This window comes from Actinokineospora lacus (genome assembly GCF_053813445.1).
Map to the genome: position 1 here is coordinate 143,121 of NZ_JBQERA010000005.1, position 19,779 is coordinate 162,899.

The 19,779-nt window shown below is 76.3% G+C and carries 5 protein-coding genes; all 5 read left to right on the forward strand.

Annotated elements, in window-relative coordinates:
* Nucleotides 1–23 precede the first annotated feature (23 nt).
* The 5 genes from ACTG9Q_RS14105 to ACTG9Q_RS14125 are packed head-to-tail and all read left to right on the forward strand — an operon-like array spanning nucleotide 24 to nucleotide 19,774.
* The gene (locus ACTG9Q_RS14105; RefSeq protein ID WP_455573202.1) at nucleotides 24–6,119 is read left to right on the forward strand and encodes an amino acid adenylation domain-containing protein; all 6,096 of its coding nucleotides are present in this window, start codon (nucleotides 24–26) and stop codon (nucleotides 6,117–6,119) included.
* On the forward strand, nucleotides 6,116–13,489 hold the full coding sequence (locus tag ACTG9Q_RS14110) for a hybrid non-ribosomal peptide synthetase/type I polyketide synthase (protein ID WP_455573203.1): 7,374 nt from the start codon (nucleotides 6,116–6,118) through the stop codon (nucleotides 13,487–13,489). The genes ACTG9Q_RS14105 and ACTG9Q_RS14110 overlap by 4 nt, the downstream gene beginning before the upstream one ends.
* Nucleotides 13,486–14,232, forward strand: coding sequence for a thioesterase II family protein (locus tag ACTG9Q_RS14115; protein WP_455573204.1), 747 nt, complete (start codon nucleotides 13,486–13,488; stop codon nucleotides 14,230–14,232). The genes ACTG9Q_RS14110 and ACTG9Q_RS14115 overlap by 4 nt, the downstream gene beginning before the upstream one ends.
* Entirely contained in the window at nucleotides 14,229–18,620 is a 4,392-nt protein-coding gene (locus tag ACTG9Q_RS14120) for an amino acid adenylation domain-containing protein (protein ID WP_455573205.1), read from the forward strand. Before ACTG9Q_RS14115 ends, ACTG9Q_RS14120 begins: the two co-directional genes overlap by 4 nt.
* Nucleotides 18,590–19,774, forward strand: coding sequence for an FAD-dependent oxidoreductase (locus ACTG9Q_RS14125; RefSeq protein ID WP_455573206.1), 1,185 nt, complete (start codon nucleotides 18,590–18,592; stop codon nucleotides 19,772–19,774). The genes ACTG9Q_RS14120 and ACTG9Q_RS14125 overlap by 31 nt, the downstream gene beginning before the upstream one ends.
* Nucleotides 19,775–19,779: the final 5 nt, after the last annotated feature.

Here is a 19,779-nt window from a genome sequence, read left to right on the forward strand (position 1 = left end):
ACCGCCGGACGGGAGCGCGAGCGATGATCGAGACCTCAACGGGTGTGGTCGACCTGCTCCGGGCCCATTGCGCCGCGTACGGCGACCGCCCCGCCGTCATCGAGGCGGGCCCGGACGGACGGGCGGCCAGGACGCTCTCCGGGACCGAGTGGGACCGCTCGGCCCGAGCCGTCGCCCGCCTGCTGCGCCCGGGTTCGCGCGTGCTGCTGCTGCCCGACGACGGCGCCTGGTTCTGCGTCGCCCTGGCGGGCGTGCTCTACGCGGGAGCCTGCGCGGTGCCCGCCCAGGCGCCCGCGGCCCACCGGGACGGGTTCATCGACATCGCCATCGACGCCGACGTCGACGCCGTGGTCGCCGACGCCGCCACGCTCACGCGGGCCAAGGCGATGTGGACCGCGCGCGGGGCCCGGCCGGTGGAGTGGATCGCGCTGGAGGACGCAGGCACGGGCGAGGAGATCGACCGGCCACGCCCGGTGGACGGGCACGACCCCGCGCTGCTGCTGTACTCCTCCGGGTCCACCGGGACGCCCAAGGGCACCGTGGTCCCGCACCGGCTCCTGCGGACCTGGCTCGACGTGCTCGCCGACCGCACCGGGCTGCCCCCGGGCGGGTCGGTGGTCAGCTGGGCGCCGACGCACCACGTGCTGGGGCTGAACTTCGTCCTGCTCGCCGTGCACCGCGGCGGCGACCTGACGCTGCTGGCCGCCGAGGACGTGCTCGCCGAGCCGGGGGTGTGGCTGAGCGCGCTGTCGGCGGCCACGGCCCCGGTGCTCTCCGGCGCCCCGCCGATCGGCTACCGGCGGTGCCTTGAGGCGCTGCCCGGCATCGACACCGCGGCGCTGGACCTGTCCGGCTGGTCGGTGGCCATCATCGGCTCCGAGCGGATCGACCCCACGCTGCTGGACTCCTTCGCCGCGGCGTTCGCCCCCTCGGGCTTCCGCCCCGCCGCGTTCTTCCCCGCCTACGGCACCACGGACGTGATGATGGGCACCGGCGGGCTCCGCGCCGACGGGCCGCGCGCCGTGCGGGTGGACGCCACCGAGCTGGAGCGGCGGCGGGTGCGGGAGATCGGCCCGGACGACCCGGCCAGGGGCATCGACCTGGTGGCGTGCGGGCGCCCCGGCCGCGGCACCGAGCTGCTGCTGGTGGACCCGGACACCGCGACCCCGGTGCCGCCCGGCGCCGTCGGCGAGATCTGGCTGGCGGGCGACAGCGTCGCGCCCGGCTTCTGGCGCAGGCCGGAGGCGACCGAGGAGGTGTTCGGCGCCCACCTGCTCGACGGTGCCGGGCCGTACCTGCGCACCGGCGACCTCGGCTTCGACCTCGACGGCGAGCTGGTCGTCTGCGGCCGGGTCAGCGAGGTGCTGGTCGTGCGCGGCCGCAACCTGCTGCCCCACGACCTGGAAGCCTCCGTGCGCGCGGGCAACTCCGGCCACCGCGCCGCGGTGTTCGCCGTCGCCCACCAGGACCGCGACCACCTGGTGGTGCTCGTCGGAACCGGTCCCGGCGACGACCGCGACGCGGTGGCGGTGGCCGCGCGCCGGGCGGTGATCGCCGACCACGAGGTGGAGCCGGACGCGGTGCTCGCGGTGGCGGACGCGGACATCCCGCTGACCCACAACGGGAAGGTGCGCCGCGCCGCCTGTCGGGACGCGTTCCTGGCAGGCGCCTTCGGCGGCGGCACGGACGCGGGCGCGGCGGGCACCAGCGACGCGGCCGACGCCGTCGGCGACCTCGTCGCCGAGGTCCTCGGCGAGCCGCTGCCCCCGGATGCCGACGACGTCGAGCTGGTCCGCCTCGGCCTGGACTCGATGCGCCTGATCACGCTGCGCGCGGCGCTGGCCCGCGATCTCGGGCTCAGGGTCGCGATGCCCGAGCTGGCGGGGGAGACGGTGGCGGGCCTGCGGTCGCGGGCCTGCGCGGCCCCCGCCGACGACACCGCCGCCGCGCTGGTCGCCGACCCGGGCGCGCGGCACGAGCCGTTCCCGCTCACCGACCTGCAGCACGCCTACTTCGTCGGCCGCTCCGGCGGTTACGCCCTCAGCGGCGTCGGCACGCAGTTCTACGGCGAGTTCGACACCGGGGACCTCGACATCGACCGGCTCGCCGGGGCGTGGCGGGCCGTGGTCGAGCGGCACGGCGCGCTGCGGTCGGTGATCGGCTCCGACGGCACCCAGCGCGTCCTGCCCGACGCCCCGCCCGCCGAGATCACCGTCGTCGACCTGCGCGACGGGCCGTCGGGGGCCGCCGACGACCTCCGCGCGGAGCTGTCCCGGCGCACGTTCAGCGACGACACCTGGCCGCCGTTCGACATCCGCGTGCTGCGCCTGCCCGGCGGGACCGACCGCGTCTGCGTCGCCCTCGACCTGCTGGTGATGGACCTGTGGAGCCTGCACGTCGTCTCCCGGGAGTGGGAGGCGGCCTACCGCGGCGAGCCCTTGGCGCCCGCCCCGGGACTGTCCTTCCGCGACTACGTGCTCGCCGTCGGCGGCGATCCGGGGGAGGAGGAGCGCGCGCGGCGCTACTGGCAGGACCGGCTGGCGGACCTGCCGCCGGGGCCCGCGCTCCCGCTCGCGGCGGCCCCCTCGGCGCTCACCGGGCCGCCCCGGTTCACCCGGCGCCGCGCCCGCCTGGACGGCGCCGACTGGTCCCGCGTGGTCGACCGCGCCAGGGCCGACGGCCTGACCCCCGCCGCGGTGCTCATCGCCTGCTACGCGGCCACTCTGGCGGCGTGGGGCGGCAGGCGGCGGTTCACCCTGAGCCTGCCGACCTTCGACCGCAGGCCGCTGCACCCGGACGTGGGCGGTCTCGTCGGCGACTTCACCTCGGTGACGCTGCTGGAGGTGGACGTGCTGCCCGAGGACAGCGTGGCGGCGCTGGCCGGGCGGGTGCAGCGCCAGCTCCTGGCCGACCTCGACCACAGCGCCCACAGCGGTGTCGCGGTGCTCCGCGAGCTGGCCCGGCTGACCGGGGACCTCGGGGAGGTGTTCGCCCCGGCGGTCTTCGCCAGCGCCTCCGGCCAGGCGGGCGGCAGCCGGGCGCGGATGCCGCTGCGCTGGCTGGGCGAGCAGGTGCACGGGCTCTCGCAGACCCCGCAGGTCCTGCTGGACCACCAGGTGTTCGAGGACGCCGACGGGCTGGAGTTCAACTGGGACTGCGTCGAGGAGCTGTTCCGCCCCGGCGTGCTCGACGCCATGTTCGACGCCCACACCGGGCTGCTGCGGCAGCTCGCCGCCCCGGACGGGGACGCGTGGTCGGCCCCGCTGCCCGACCCGCGCCCGGCCGACCAGCTCCACCTCGCCGACCGGGCCAACGCCACCGCGGGGTTCCGCCCCGAGGAACTGCTCGCCGACCGGCTCATGGAGCGCGCCGGGCTGGCCCCGGACGCGGTCGCCTTGATCGCTGATGACGCCACCCTCGACTACCGGGCGCTGCGCGCCCACGCGCGTGCCCTCGCCGCGCACCTGCGGGCCTGCGGCGCGGGTCCGGGCCGGGTCGTGTCCGTGCGCCTGCCCAAGAGCGCCGCGCAGGTCGTGGCCGCCATCGCGGTGACCCTCACCGGGGCCGCGTACCTCCCGCTGGACCCCACCCTGCCCGAGGCCCGCCGGGACCTGCTGCTGCGCCGGGCCCGCTGCGGCCTCGTCGTGGGCCTGGGCGACGGTCTCCCCGACGACGTCGTGGCCGTCGCCGTCGACCTGTCGGCGGAGCCGGGGGAGATCGATCTGCCGCCCGCGCCCGCCCGGCCCGCCGACCCGGCGTACGTGATCTTCACGTCGGGGTCGACGGGGGAGCCGAAGGGTGTCGTGGTGTCGCATGGGGCCGCGGTGAACACGTGTGTGGATGTGTGTGAGCGGTTCGGGGTTGGTGCGGGCGATGTGGTGTTGGGGTTGTCGGCGTTGAGCTTCGACCTGTCGGTGTGGGATGTCTTCGGCGCGCTGGGCGCGGGGGCCACGCTGGTGCTGCCCGGAGCCGACGACAACCGCGATCCGCGGCGGTGGCTGGAACTGGTGCGCGAGCACCGGGTGACGGTGTGGAACTCGGTTCCCGCCCTGGCGGGCATGTTCACCGACTACGCGGGCGCGGGCGCGGAGGTCCCCCTCCGACTGGTCATGCTCTCCGGCGACTGGATTCCGCTCGACCTCCCCGACAAGATCCGGGCCTGCGCGCCCGGGGCGCGCGTGGTGTCGATGGGCGGGGCGACGGAGGCGGCGATCTGGTCGATCGTCCACGAGATCGATGAGGTCGATCCCGGGTGGGACTCCATCCCGTACGGCACGCCCATGCGCAACCAGACCTTCCACGTGCTCGATGACCGGATGCGGGAATGCCCGGTGCACGTCACCGGCGAGCTGTACATCGGCGGGGTCGGCCTCGCCGAGGGCTACCTGGGCGATCCGGAGAAGTCCGCCGAGCGGTTCGTGCACCATCCCCGTACCGGTGAGCGGCTGTATCGGACCGGCGATCTGGGCCGGTGGCGGCCGGAGGGGTTCATCGAGTTCCTGGGTCGGGAGGACAACCAGGTCAAGGTGGGCGGGTTCCGGATCGAGCTGGGCGAGATCGAGGCGGCGCTCGTCGCCTGTCCGGGGGTGGCCCAAGCGGTCGCCGCGACGACGGGAGACCGCCACAGCAAGCGCTTGATCGCCGCTGTCGTCCGCCAGGAGGGCGAAGCGCCCCAGAACGGCCAGGCCAACCAGAACGGCCAGGCCACCCGGAACGGCCAGGCCACCCGGAACGGCCACCTCGCCCAGAACGGCCAGAATCCCCAGAACGGCGGGAATCCGCAGAACGGCCAGGTGCCCACTGTGCCCGCCGAACCGGACGACGGCCTGCTCCACGGCATCGACCGCGCCGAGTTCCTGCTGGCGCGGCACGGGCGGCGCACCGACGCGGGCCCGGCGGCCGTCCCGCTGCCCACCGCCGCCCCGGCGCCCCGCCGCGCCAGCAGGCGCGCCTACGCCGACCGCCCGATGCCGCTGGCCGACCTGGCCGCCGCGCTGGAACCGCTGCGCTCCCACGAGGGCGAGCCGTTCCGGAAGTTCGCCTACGCCTCGGCGGGCAGCGCCTACGCCGTCCAGACCTACCTGTGGGTCCGCGAGGGGGCCGTCACCGGGCTGGACGGTGGGCACTACTACCACGATCCCGACACCCACGGCCTGGTCTCCCTGACCGCGGGCGCCGACCTGCCCGACGGCATCGGCTTCGGCGTCCCCGAGCACACCACGGCCACCGCGGCGTTCACGGTGTTCCTGGTGGCCGACCTCGCCGCGATCCGCCCGCTGTACGGCCCGCGCGCCCGGGACTTCTGCCTGCTGGAGGCGGGCCTCATGACCCAGGCGCTCGACGACGCCGCGCCCAGCCACGGCATCGGGCTCTGCCAGTCCGGCCTGCGCGACCCGGACCACGCCCTGCACACCGCGCTGCGCCTGGGCGAGGACCACGAAGTCCTGCACACGCTCCTCGGCGGCGCCCTGCTCCCGGACGGCCCCGCACCCGACCCCGCCACGCCCGACTCCGCCGCACCTGACTCCACTGCACCTGGCTCCACTGCGGCCAACCACCGCGCGGCAGGCACCCACGATGATCCCACCGAGACCGACGCGCGATTCGCCGAGCGGGTGCGCGAGGCGCTCGCCAGGACCCTGCCCGCCCACATGGTCCCCGGCGCGCTGGGTGTGCTGCGCGCGCTGCCGCTCACCCCCACCGGCAAGGTCGACCGGGCCGCGATCGGGGCGCTGGTCGCCACCCCCGGGGCACGGCAGGCGCCGCCGTCGGGCCCGCTGGAGGAGACCGTGGCCGCGGCCCTGCGCGCCGAGCTCGGCCGCGACATCCCCGCCACCACGCGCTTCCTCGAACTCGGCGCCGACTCCGCGGTGCTGGTGCGCGTCTACCGCGCGCTCAAGGGCGAGCTGGAGGTCGACTTCCCGCTCGTCGCCATGTTCGAGCACGGCAGTGTGCGCGCGCTCGCCGCGCACCTGTCCCGCCGTCTGTCCACACCGGAGTCCGCGGTGCCCGACGCCGAACTGGCGCGGGCGACCCGGCGGGCCCGGCTGCAGCGGGTCGCCAGGGTGCGGCCCCGCCAGGAACCCGCATCCGCGGGGGAAGGAGCGACCCGGTCATGAGCGAGACCTACCGTCCCGAATCGGCCGTGGCCGTCATCGGACTGGCCACCCGGGTCCCGGGGGCCGCCGACGCGGCGGGCTTCTGGGCCAACCTGCGCGCCGGTGTGGAGTCCGTGGTCGAACTCGACGACACCACGCTGCTGGACCGGGGCGCCGACCCGGCCTGGCTCTCCGACCCGCGCCTGGTGCGGCGGGTCGTGGAGCTGGCCGACATCGACCGCTTCGACGCGGGCTTCTTCGGCATGAGCCCCGGCGACGCGGCCATCCTCGACCCGCAGCACCGGCTGTTCATGGAGTGCTGCTGGCGCGCCCTGGAGGACGCGGGTCGCGTCCCCGGCGTGGGCGAGGAGTCCATCGGGGTGTACGCCGCGGCGTCGCTGTCGGGCTACCTGATCGGGAACCTGTTGCGCGGGCAGGTCTACGACGCCTCGCCGGACAGCTTCCGCTACCTATTGGGCAACGACAAGGACTACCTCGCCACCCGGGTGGCCTACACCCTCGGCTTGGACGGGCCCGCCCTGTCGGTGCAGACGGCGTGCTCGTCGTCGCTGGTGGCCGTGCACCTGGCCGCGCAGGCGCTGCTGACCCACGAGTGCGACGTGGCGCTCGCGGGCGGGGTCACCGTGCGCGTGCCGCACGGCAACGGCTACCTCTACCAGGAGGGGTCGATCTTCTCCTCCGACGGGCACTGCAGGCCCTTCGACGCGCGCGCCACGGGCACGACCATCGGCAGCGGCGCGGGCGTCGTGGTCCTCAAGCGGCTGATCGACGCGGTGGCCGACGGCGACCGGGTCGACGCGGTCCTCATCGGCAGCGCGATGGCCAACGACGGCTCCGCCAAGGCGGGCTACACCGCCCCCGGCGTGCTCGGCCAGGCCAGGACCGTGGCCGCCGCGCTCGCGGTGGCCGGGGTGACCCCGGAGGAGATCGACGTCATCGAGGCGCACGGCACCGGGACCCCGCTGGGCGACCCGATCGAGGTCGCCGCGCTGCGCCGGGTCTTCGGCGACGGCGCGGACCGCTCAGCGCCGTGCCTCCTCGGCTCGGTCAAGTCGAACTTCGGCCACCTGGACTCGGCGGCCGGGATCGCCGCCTTCGCCAAGGCGGTGCTGCAACTGCGGGCGGGGGAGGTCGCGCCGAGCCTGAACTACGCCGAGCCGAACCCGGAGATCGACTTCGGCGAGGTGTTCGCGGTGCCCACCGAGGCCACCCCGTGGCCGGGGCAGGGCCCGCGGCGCATCGGGGTCAGCTCCTTCGGGTTCGGCGGCACCAACGTCCACGCGGTGCTCCAGCAGGCGCCGGAGCCGCCGCCCGCCGGTCCCGCCCGGCCCGTCCACGTGCTGGCGCTGTCCGCCCGCGACAGCGAGTCCCTGGACGGCGCGACCGACGACCTGGCCGCCGCGCTCGCCGGGAGCCCGGCCGAGACGGACCTGGGTGACGTGGCGCGAACACTGCAGACCGGCCGGACCGCCTTCCGCCACCGCCGGATCGCCATTGTGGACAGTGCCGGTGGCGCGGACGGCATCGCCGAGGCGCTCTCCGCGCGTGACCCGCGCCGGGTCTTCACCCGCCGCGCCCCCGCCGACCCGCCGCCGCTGTGCTGGCTGCTGCCCGGACAGGGCAGCCAGTACCCCGGCATGGGCGCCGGGCTCTACCGCGACGAACCGGTCTTCCGCGAGGTCATCGACACCTGCGCCGACGCCGTGGCGGCCGACCTCGACGGCGCCGACCTGAATGGCGCCGACCTGAATGGGGCCGACCTGAATGGGGCCGACCTGCGGGCGCTGATCGCCGAGGGCGCCGACCCCGCGGCGCTGCGGCAGACCCGCCACGCCCAGCCCGCCCTGTTCGCCACCGAGGTCGCCGTGGCCGCGCTGCTGCGGTCGTGGGGCGTGGCGCCCACCGCCCTGCTCGGCCACAGCGTCGGCGAACTCGCCGCCGCGCACCTGGCGGGCGTGCTGTCGCTGCCGGACGCCGCCCGGGTGGTGGCCGCGCGCGGCAGGCTCATGCAGGACTGCCCGCCCGGCGCGATGGTCGCGGTCGGGCTGCCCATCGACGCCTTGCGGGAGCGGCTGCCCGAGGGCCTGGCGCCCGCCGCGGCCAACGCCCCGGAGCTGAGCGTGGTCTCCGGTCCGGCCGACGCCGTCGCCGAGTTCGCCGAGCGGCTGCGCCAGGACGGGGTGAGCACCCGCGACCTGCACACCTCGCACGCCTTCCACTCGCCGATGATGCGCGCGGCCGCCGACGACTTCGCCCGCGTGTTCGACGGTGTCGCCCTCAGCGCGCCGACCGTGCCGGTGCTGTCCAACCCGACCGGCACGTGGCTGACCGACGAGCAGGCGACCGATCCCGCCTACTGGGCGCGCCAGCTGCTGGAGCCGGTGCGCTTCGCCGACGGCGTCGCGGCCGTCGCCGAGCGCCACCCCGGCGCGGCGTGGGTCGAGGTCGGACCGGGCCACACCCTGACCTCCCTCGTGCGCACCCACCCGGCCGCCCGCGGCGCGGCGCTGGTGCCGCTGCTGCGCGCGGCGGGCGAGGAGGGCGACGACGCGCACGCGGCGGCCACGGCGGCGGGCAGGCTGTGGATGTCCGGGGTGGACCTCGACTGGACGGCCGTCGACGGCGGGGTGCGCAGGCGCCGCGTCGCGCTGCCGGGCCACCGGCTGCGCAAGGACCGGCACTGGGTCGACGCCGACCCGGCGAGCGGGCCGGTCCCCGCGCCGCCGGAGCCCACCGCCGCCACCGCCGCGCCCGATGACGCGTCCACCGGTGACCGCCCCGACCTGGAGGTCGCCTACCGCGCCCCCGGCACCGGGCTCGAGCGCGCCATCGCGGCGATCTGGTCGGACCTGCTCGGCGTGCGCAAGGTCGGCGCCGACGACCCATTCCTGGAGCTGGGCGGGCACTCCCTGCTGGCCATCAAGGTCGTCCAGCGGGTGGAGGCCGACCTCGGGGTGGCCATCCCGCTGCGCAAGCTGGTCCACGCGGGCACCGTCGCCGAGGTCGCCGCGCTCGCCGCCGGACTGGGCGCGGTCGACCCGCAACCCGGCGACCCCGCCGCGCCCAGCACCGAGGTCGTGCCCGCGGCGGGAGCGCGGCCCGAGGACGCGGGCGAGCCGTTCCCGCTCACCGGCATCCAGCAGGCGCAGTGGATCGGCAGGCAGGGCAGCTTCGCCATGGGCAACGTGGCCGCGCACGTGTACTTCGAGGTGGCCGCCCAGGACCTCGACCTGCCCCGCCTGCGTGCCGCGTGGCGCGCGGTGGAGCGCAGGCACGCCATGCTGGACGCCGTCATCACCCCGGAGGGCCACCAGCGGATCTGCTCCGACGTGGGGCCCTACGAGATCCGGGTCGTGGACCTGAGCGGCCCCGGCGCCGACCAGAATGGCGGCCTGGCCGGGCTGCGCGAGCGGCTCTCGCACGAGATGCGCGACATCCACAGCTGGCCGCTCTACGAGATCGCCGTGGCGCTGCTGCCCGACGGCGCCGCCCGCGTGTTCCTCTCCTTCGACCTGCTCATCGCCGACATCGGCTCCATCCGGCTGCTGCTGCGCGACTGGGGCCGGGCCTACGCCTCCGGGCCCGACGTGCTCGGCCCGCTGGGCATCACCTACCGCGACTACGTCCTGGCCGCCGAAGGGGTGCGCGACACCCCGGAGCACGCCACGTCCCTGGAGTACTGGCGCGAGCGGGTCGGCGAACTGCCTGCCGCGCCCAACCTGCCGCTGGTCACCCGGCCCGCCGACATCACCGCGCCCCGCTTCGGCACCCACAGCAGGCTGCTGCCGCAGCCGACCTGGCTGCGCCTGGTCGACCAGGGCGCGCGCCGCGGCCTCACCCCGTCGTCGGTCCTGCTCGCCGCCTACGGCGTGGCCCTGGGCCGGTGGACGCGCGAGCGCCGCTTCACCGTCAACGTCACCGTCACCAACCGCCACCCCGTGCACCCCGACGTCGAGGATCTGGTGGGCGAGTTCGCCTCCTTCGACCTGCTGCCGGTGGACCTCGCGGGCGGCACCCTCGCCGAGGTGGCCGTCGCGCTGCGCGACCAGAGCTGGACCGACCTGGAGCACCGCCACGTCGACGGCATGGACGTGCTGCGCGAGCTGGCCCGCCGCGGCGTGCAGGGCGGTATGCCCGTCGTGTTCACCTCCACGCTCGTGCAGCAGGCCGAGGGCCCCGGCGAGGCGCTGCTGGGCTGGCTGGGCGAGATCGTCCACGAGGCCGCGCAGACCCCGCAGGTGTGGCTCGACGGCGCGGCCATCCAGGTCGCGGGCGGGGTGTACCTGAGCTGGCTGGGCGTCGACGCGCTGTTCCCCGACGGGCTGCTCGACACCATGCTGGACCGCTTCGTCGGCCTGCTGGAGCGCATGGCCGACGGCGAGGGCTGGGACGAGCGGCCCGTCCTCGCGCTGCCCGACGGCGACCGCGCCCTCGTCGAGGCCGCCAACGACACCGCGGGCCCGGTGCCCGAGGGGCTGCTGGGCGACCGGGTCTGGCAGCGCGTCCGCGAGCACCCGGACGAGCGGGCGATCGTGGCCGCCGACGCGCCGGGCGGCATGACCTTCGGCGACCTCGGCGCGCACGCCGCCGACCTCGCCCACCGGCTGCGCGCGCTCGGCGCGGGCCCCGGCCAGTACGTCGCGGTGGCCTGCGCCAAGGGCGCGGCCCAGGTGGCGGCGGCGCTCGGCGTGCTCGCCTCCGGGGCGCCGTACCTCCCCATGGACCCCGATTCCCCGCTGTCCCGGCGCGAACGGCTGCTCGACCGCGCGGGCTGCCGGGTGGTGGTCACCTCGGCCGACACCAACGCCGAGTGGCCGGACGGGGTGGGCGTGCTGGTGGTCGACCCGGCCAAGACCCCCGAGCGGCGCACGGCGCCCGAGGTGCTGGTGCGCCCCACCGACCCCGCGTACGTGATCTTCACGTCGGGGTCGACGGGGGAGCCGAAGGGTGTCGTGGTGTCGCACCGGGCCGCCGTGAACACCTGCGTGGACGTGTGCGAGCGGTTCGGGGTTGGCGCGGGCGATGCGGTGTTGGGGTTGTCGGCGTTGAGCTTCGACCTCTCGGTGTGGGACGTGTTCGGCGCCCTGGGCGCGGGAGCGACGCTGGTCCTGCCGGGGGAGGGGGACCGCCGCGACCCGGGCAGGTGGCTGGAGCTGGTGCGCGAGCACGGGGTCACGGTGTGGAACTCGGTTCCCGCCCTGGCCACCATGTTCGCCGAGCACGTGCTCGGGCTGCCCGACGCCGACCCGGTCCCCGTGCGCCTGGCGATGCTCTCCGGCGACTGGATCCCCCTGGACCTGCCCGGGAAGCTGCGCGCGATCGCCCCCGACATGCGCGTGATGTCGCTGGGCGGCGCGACGGAGGCCGCGATCTGGTCGATCACCCACGAGATCGGTGAGGTCGACCCCGAGTGGGACTCCATCCCGTACGGCACGCCCATGCGCAACCAGAGCTTCCACGTGCTGGACGAGGCGCTGGACGAGTGCGCCGTGCACGTGGCGGGCGAGCTGCACATCGGCGGCGTCGGCCTCGCCGAGGGCTACCTCGGCGACCCTGAGAAGTCCGCCGAGCGGTTCATCCGCCACCCCCGCACGGGTGAGCGCCTGTACCGGACCGGCGACCTCGGCCGGTGGCGGCCGGAGGGGTTCATCGAGTTCCTGGGCCGGGAGGACAACCAGGTCAAGGTCGGCGGGTTCCGGATCGAGCTGGGCGAGATCGAGGCCGCGATGACCCGCCACCCCGCGGTGTCCGCCGCGGTGGCCGCCGCCCCCGGCGACCGCCACCACCGCAGGCTCGTCGGCTACCTGGTGCCCGAGCCCGACACCGACCGCGACCGGCTCGTCGACGAGGTCGCCGAGTACCTGCGCGGCGAGCTGCCCGCCTACCTGGTGCCGCCGACGCTGGTCGTGCTCGACCGGCTGCCGCTGACCGCCAACGGCAAGGTCGACCGCTCCGCGCTGCCGGACCCGGCCGCCGACGCCGCCCCCGCCTCGGGCGGCGGTCCCGCCGACTCCGCCGCCGCCGAGCTGCTGGGCCGGATCGTGGCGCAGACGCTGGGCCTGGAGTCCGTCGACATCGACCGCGGCTTCCTCGAAGTCGGCGGGGACTCCATCCGGGCCGTGCAGGTCACCGCGCGGGCCGGGGCCGAGGGCCTCGCCATCGCCCTGCAGGACCTGTTCGAGCAGCCGACGCTGCGGACGGCCGCCGCGCTGGCGGTGCCGCGGCCCGGCGGGGGAGCGGCCACGGGGGTCCCGATCCCGCTGACGCCGCACCAGCGCGGCGCCGACCGGGCGGCCTGGGTGCGCGTCCCGACCGAGCGGCAGGTGAGCGCCGAGGAGGTCACCGCCGCCGCCACCGCGCTGCTCGCCGCGACCCCGGCGCTGCGGCTGCGGCGCGAGGACGACATCCAGGTCGTCACCGATCCCGAGCCCGCGTACGTGCCGGTGGTCGACCTGTCCGCGCTGCCCGGCGACCGCCAGCGCCGGGTGCTGACCGCGATGCTCGCGGAGATGACCGAGGAACTGGACCCCGCGGGCACGGTGGCCCAGGCCGCGGTCTTCGAACTCGGCGACGAGCAGGCCGTCTACTGGCTCGCGCACGGCTTCGCCGCCGACGCGGCCTCGCTGCCGCTGCTGGCCGAGCGGACGGCCGCGCTGCTCGCGGGCGGCCCACCGCCCGAGCCCGCCACCGCCGCCGTCGAGTGGCTGCGCGCCCTGGGCGACCACGCCCCCGCGCCACCGCCACCGCCCGGCGAGCCGGGCGAGCCCGCCGGGGCGGGACTCGACCCGGCCGAGACGGAGCGGCTGGCGCGGGTGTGCGCCGACGCCTACCGGATGACCCTCGCCGAGGCGTGCTTCGCCGCCCTGGCACTGGTCCTGCCCGAGCCGACGCCCTGCCAGGTGCGCCTCGACGGTCGCGGCGCGCTGCCCGAGGTGGACGCGACCGACCACATCGGACCGTTCACCCTGGCGGGCTCGCTCACCGCGCCCGCGGCGGACGCCCCCGCGCCAGAGCTGTTCTCCCACGCCAAGTCCGCCCTGCGCGGACTGGGCCACGACGCGGGCGAGGCGGCGGTCGGCTTCCACTTCGCGGGAGCGGCGCCCCTGCCGGAGGAGACGGCCGGACCGGTCATGACCGCCGCCGTGGTCGACGGGGCCCTGCGCTTCGCCTGGAACGCCGCGCACGGCGGGCGGGACGCGACCGCGCTCGCCGAGGCCACCGCCGAGGCCCTGCGCGCCATCGCCCGCCACTGCACGGAAGTCGGCGCGGGCATGGCCGACGCCGCCGACTTCCCGCTCGCCGGGCTGGACGACGGGGAGCTGGCCACCGTCCTCTCGGGACTGTCAGGGCTCTCGGACGGTGGGCGATGACCCCGCCGCGCACGCGCCTGCTCTGCCTGCCGCCCGCGGGCGGGACGGCCCGCGCCTACCTCGACTGGGACCTGCCCGACTGGATCGAGGTCGTCCCGGTCGAGCTGCCCGGCCGGGGCGCCCGGTTCTCCGAGCGCGCCCGCCCGGACCGCGACGGCCTGCTCGACGCCGTGCGGCCCGAGTTCAGCGCGGCCGCGCAGGGGCCCTACGCGGTGTTCGGGCACAGCCTGGGCGCGCTCGTCGGGTACGAGCTGTCGGTGGACATGCAGCGCGACGGCAGACCGCCGCTGTGCCTGCTGCCCGCCGGGGCGGGCGCCCCGCACCTGCCCGCCCGCAGCCGCACCGGCGGCATGGGCGACCGGGAACTGCTCACGCACCTCGCCCGGCTCGGCGGCACGCCCCGGGAGGTGCTCGACAGCGCGGAGCTGATGGCGCTGCTGATGCCCACCCTCCGCGCGGACCTCACCGTCGCCGAGACCTACCGCCCGCGCACCGGGGAACGGCTGCGCTGCCCGCTCACCGTCTTCGCGGGCGCCGACGACGAGGAGGCCCCGGTCGAGGACGCCACCGCGTGGGCGCGCTACGCCACCGCGGGCTTCGCCGTGCACGTGCTGCCCGGCGGCCACTTCTTCCCGAACACAGACCGCATTGGGCTGCTGCGGCGCATCGCCGCGGCCCTGGCCTCCGCACACGCCACCGCGGCCCCCGAAGGGGCCCGGCCGAAAGGAGGGACGCGCCGATGACCACACTGCGCGCTCCGGACGTCGAGGACGTCCTGGAACTGACCCCGGTCCAGCACGGCCTGCTGGTGCACTGCCTGCGCGCGCCGAACGCGGGCTACTACCTGGAGCAGATGACCTTCGACATGCGCGGGCCGCTGGACACCGGGCTCGTGCGCCGGGCCTGGGAGGCGATCGTCGCCCGCCACCCCGGCCTGCGCACGTCGTTCTCGTGGGAGGACATCAACCGGCCCGTGCAGGTGGTGCACCGGCAGGCCACGCTGCCCCTCGACGAGGTCGACCTGCGCGGGCCGGACACCGAGGAGCAGGAACGCGCGCTGAACGCCCACCTGCTCGACGAGCGCAGGCGCGGCTTCGACCTGGAGTCCGCCCCGCTGCTGCGGCTGACCGTCTTCCGCACCGCCGCCGAGGAGTACCGCCTGGCCTGGCGGTTCTCCCACCTGGTGATGGACGGCTGGTCATTCGGGCTGATCATGGCCGACTTCATCGAGCTATACAAAGCGCTGCACCACGGCCGTGAGCCCGTGCTCGGCCCCGCCCACTCCCCGCGCGGGTACGTGCGCTGGTGGCGCGAGCAGGACACCGGGCGGCTGAAGGACTTCTGGACCGAGCACCTCGCCGGGTACGCCCCGCCGCCGCCCCTGGACACCGGGGAGGACCCCGGCCCGACCGACGAGCTGGTGCGCCACGGCTACGTCGAGCGCGAACTGGGCCCGCTGGCCCAGCGCCTGGAGACCCTGGCACGCGAGCGCAGGCTGACGCTGAACACCCTCGTGCAGGGCGCCTGGACCCTGGTCCTGTCCCGGTCCTACGGCAGGCGCGACGTGGTCGTCGGGGCGACGATGTCGCACCGGCCCGCCGAGGTCGCGGGCTGCGAGTCGGTGGTGGGGCCGCTGATCGTCACCCTGCCGGTGCGCGCCCGGGTCGACCCGGCGGCGTCCGCGGCGGACTGGCTGGCCGACCTGCAGTCGCGCATCCTCGCCGCCCGCGAGCACGCGGGGGCCACGCTGCCCGACATCCGCGCCTGGAGCCCCGTGCGGGCGCCCGCGGCGCTCTTCGAGACCATCGTGTCCTACGAGAACGTGCCCATCCCGGAGATCTCCTTCGCCGAGGAGGGCCTGGAGCTGCTGGGCTACCGCGTCGACGGCAGGCCGCAGTACCCGATGAGCCTGATCGCCCTGCCCGGCGACGGCCTGCCCCTGCGGGTGATCTTCGACCGGACCCGCTTCGGCGAGGCGGGCGCGCGGCGCATGCTCGACCGGCTCGTCACCACGCTGGAGGCGTTCGTCGCCGACCCGGACATCGCGCTGGGCCGCCTCGACGTCGTCGGCGAGGACGAGCGGCGCCGCGTCATCGAGCTGGCCGGTCCGCGCGGGGCGGTCGAGCCGGGCGCCCGCTCGCTGCCCGATGCCGTGCGCGGGCACGCCGGGGCCGCGCCCGACCGCGTCGCGGTGACCGGCCCCGACGGCTCCCTGACCTACGCCGAACTGGTCGCCCTGGGCGACCGCGTCGCCGCCGCCCTGCGCGCGGCGGGCATCGGCCCCGGCGACCGCGTCCTGGTGCGCACCCGGCGCGGCGCCCGGCACGCCGCCGCCGTGCTCGGCGCGCTCAGCGCGGGCGCGGCCTACGTGCCGCTGGACCCCGACCACCCCGCCGCCCGGCACCACGCCGTCGCCGCCGCCTGCGGCGCGGGCGCGGTGGTCGCCGAGGGCGGGCTGGGCGCGGACCTGGACCTGCCGGTGGTCGACATCGACGGCGACCTGCCCGACCCCCAGCCCCCCGTGCCCGTCGACCAGGACACCCCCGCGTACGTGCTGCACACCTCCGGGTCCACCGGCGCGCCCAAGGGCGTCGCGGTCACCCACCACAACGTGCTCCGCCTGGTGGCGGGCGCTCAGCAGCGGCTGGGACTGCGCGGCGACGACGTGTGGTCCCAGTTCTTCTCACCCGCCTTCGACGGCGCCGCCTGGGAGACGTGGGGCGCCCTGGTCACCGGCGGGCGGCTGGTGATCGTGCCCGCCGACACCGCCCGCGACCCGGAGGCGCTGCGGGAGCTGCTGTCCCGGGAGCGGGTGACGGTGTGCACGCTGTCGCCCTCGGCCCTGCGGCAGGTGCCGACCGACGGCCCCGACCTGGCCCTGCGCGTGGTGGTCCTGGGCGGGGAGAAGGTGGAACCGGCCACGCTCACCGACTGGCTCGGCGCCACCGAGAACGTCGACACCGTCAACGCCTACGGGCCCACCGAGGCCACGGTGTGGGTGTGCGGGCACCGGCTGAGCCCGCGGGAGGCGGCCGACCCCGAGGCCCGGTCCCGGATCGGCGTGCCCCTGCCCGACACCGCCATCGTGCTCACCGACGCCGACGGCCTGCCGACGCCGCTGGGCGCCCCGGGGGAGATGTGGCTGTGCGGGCCGGGGGTGGCCGCCGGGTACACCGACGGCGACGCGCGCACCGCGGACCGCTTCGGCCAGGCCCCCCTGCCCGAGCTGGCCCACCTGCGCGCCTACCGCAGCGGCGACCTCGCCCGCTGGACCGAGGACGGCGAGCTGGAGTTCCTCGGCCGCGCCGACGACCAGGTGAAGGTCCGCGGCCACCGGGTCGAGCTGGGCGAGGTCGAGCACCACCTGCACGGGGTGCCGGGGGTCAAGGCCGCCGTCGCCGCCGTCCGCAACCCGGCAGGCGGCGGCACACTCGCCGCCTACGTCGTGCCCGACCCGGGCACCGACCCCGAGCAGCTGCCCGCCGCGGTCCGCGCCCGGTGCGCCGCGGCCCTTCCCGACTACCTGGTCCCCGACACGGTCACCGTGCTGGAGCGCATCCCGCTGCGGGACAACGGCAAGGTCGACCGCGCCGCGCTGCCCACCCCCGGCGGGGCGGCGAGCGGGCACACCGCGCCGCGCAGCGCCACCGAGGCGCACCTGGTCGAGCTGTTCACCGAGCTGCTCGGGGTCACCCCCATCGGCGTCGAGGACAACCTGCAGGACCTCGGGCTGCACTCGCTGATCGCGACCCGCGTGGTCAGCCGCATCCGGTCGCGCTGGCGGATGTCCATTCCGCTGCGCACCCTGTTCGAGTCGCCCACCGTCGCGGCCCTGGCCACCCTGGTGGACGGCGGCGGCGTCCCCGTCACCGGCCCGGACCGGCCCGGCGCGGCTGACCTGACCCGCGAGGCGGTCCTCGCCCCGGACCTGACCTGCGACAGCGGCCACTCGTGGCCACGCGACCCGCGCTCGGTCCTGGTCACCGGCGCCACCGGGTTCCCCGGCGCCCGCCTGGTGGTCGAGACCCTGCGCACCACCAAGGCCGACGTGCACTGCCTCGTGCGCGCCGCCGACGACACCCAGGCGCGGGCCCGGCTGGTGGAGCACCTGCGCGAGCTGGGCTGGTGGGAGGACGGGTTCGCCGAGCGCCTGCACGGCGTCGCGGGCGACCTCGCCCGCCCGGCGCTGGGCGTGGGGGAGGAGCGCTTCGCCGAGCTCGCCCGCGTGGACGAGATCTACCACTTCGGCGCGCACGTGAACTTCCTTTACCCCTACCGGCGCCTGCGGGCGAGCAACGTCGAGGGCACCACCGAGGTCATCCGGCTCGCCATGACCGGCGCCCCGTCGGTGCTGCACCACGTCTCCGGCGTCGGGGTCTTCCCCGCCCGCGCGGCGGCGGAGGGCGAGTACCGCGGCGTGGAGGTCGACCTCGCCCCGACGGCGCCGGTGCTGCCCAACGGCTACACCGAGACCAAGTGGGTCGCCGAGCGGCTGGTCACCCAGGCGCGCGACCGCGGGCTGCCGGTGGTCGTGCACCGGCTGGGCCGGGTCAGCGGCGACAGCAGGACCGGGGCGTGGCGGGCGGGCCACGACGCGCTGGCCGAACTGCTGCGCGCCTCGGTGGCACTCGGCGCGCTGCCCGCCTTCGACGGCGTGCTGGACATGGTGCCCGTCGACCACGTCGGCGCGGCGATGGCGGCGATCGCCCGCAGGCCCGACGCGTCGGGCCGGGTGTTCCACCTGGTCAACCCCCGCCCGCTGGCCCTGGAGGACCTGGTCGCCGGGTTCGCCCTCGCGGGCAGGCCGACCACGACGCTGCCGATGACCCGCTGGTACGCGCGGCTGCTCGAACTGGCCGCCGAGGAGCCCGACACCGACTGGTCGGTGGCCACCGCGCTGCTCAGCGAGTGGACCCAGCACGCGAGCCACCGGATGCGCGACCCCCGGTTCGAGTCCGGGAAGACCCAGGAGTTCCTCGGCGACGACGTGCGCTGCCCGCTCGTGGACGCCGAGGTCCTCGCCCGCTACCTCGACCACCTGCGTGAGATCGGGTTCCTGGTCGAGCCCAAGGACACCCCCACCGAGGAAGGAGCACTGGCGTGGCCGAGCACACCCGTGGCCGGGTCCTGATCGCCGGAGGCGGCGTCGGCGGTCTCGCCGCCGCGCTGGCCGCGCACCGCGCGGGCGCCGCGCCCATCGTCATCGAGCGCTCGGCCGAGCCCACCCGCTCGGCGGGCACGGCGTTCAACCTGTGGGGCAACGCCGTCACCGCGCTGGAGCGCATCGGGCTTCGGGAGGCCGTCCTGGCCGTCGGCGACCCGATCGACCGGATGCGCCTGAGCGACCACCTCGGCAGGCCGATCGGGGAGACCCCGATCGGGGCGATCGGCGCCAAGCTCGGCACCGCGTCGGTGAACATCCGCCGCGCCGACCTCGTCGGCATCCTGGCCGACGCGTGCCGCGCCGCGGACATCCCGCTGCGGCTGGGCGCGGCCTGCACCGGGTACGAACTCGAACCCGGCGGCGGAGTGACCGCGCACGTGGCCGACGGGTCGGCCGAGCACGGGGACGTGCTGATCGGCGCCGACGGCGCCCGGTCGGCGGTGCGGCAGGTGCTCCTCGACGACGGCGACCCCGTCGAGAGCAGCCACCCCATCCGCGGCATCGGCCACATCGCCCCCGGCGTGGAACCCCGCACCGTGAGCATGGCCTGGGGGCCGCGCGGCGGCGGCGTCGGCTGCTGGCCGCTCGGCGGGGACGCGGTGTCCTGGACCGTGGGCACGACCAGCGCCCTGCGGGCCCGCATCGCCGGTGGCGCCCCCGTCAAGGAGGCCGTGCTGGAGTTCCTGGCCGACTTCCCCGACCACTTCGCCGCGCTGGTGCGCTCCACCCCCGACTCGGCCATCATCACCAGCGCCGTGCTGGTCCGCCCGGAGGCCGCGCACCGCGGCACGGGGCCGGTGACCCTGCTCGGCGACGCGGCGCACGCCATGCCGACGGTCTTCGCCCAGGGCGCGTGCCAGGCGCTGGAGGACGCCGCCGTGCTCGGCGAGGAGCTGGCCAGGGCGCAGGACCCGGTCGCGGCGCTGCGCGCCTATGAGTCGCGGCGGGAGGCGCGGGTCGCCTGGCTGCGCAAGCGGGTGTTCACCATGGACCGCCTGCAGAAGGTGGAGAACCGCCTGCTGTGCAAGGTGCGCAACACCTTCACCCGCAAGGCCCCGCCGGAGAAGTCCGAGCAGGGCTGGCGCGCCATGATGACCTTCGACCTGGCCCCGGCGGGGTGAGCGCC

Bases quoted from the DNA above. Each gene is read 5' to 3' on its own strand.
- ACTG9Q_RS14105 (WP_455573202.1), top strand. From the start codon at position 24: ATGATCGAGACCTCAACGGGTGTGGTCGACCTGCTCCGGGCCCATTGC.
- ACTG9Q_RS14110 (WP_455573203.1), top strand. From the start codon at position 6,116: ATGAGCGAGACCTACCGTCCCGAATCGGCCGTGGCCGTCATCGGACTG.
- ACTG9Q_RS14115 (WP_455573204.1), top strand. From the start codon at position 13,486: ATGACCCCGCCGCGCACGCGCCTGCTCTGCCTGCCGCCCGCGGGCGGG.
- ACTG9Q_RS14120 (WP_455573205.1), top strand. From the start codon at position 14,229: ATGACCACACTGCGCGCTCCGGACGTCGAGGACGTCCTGGAACTGACC.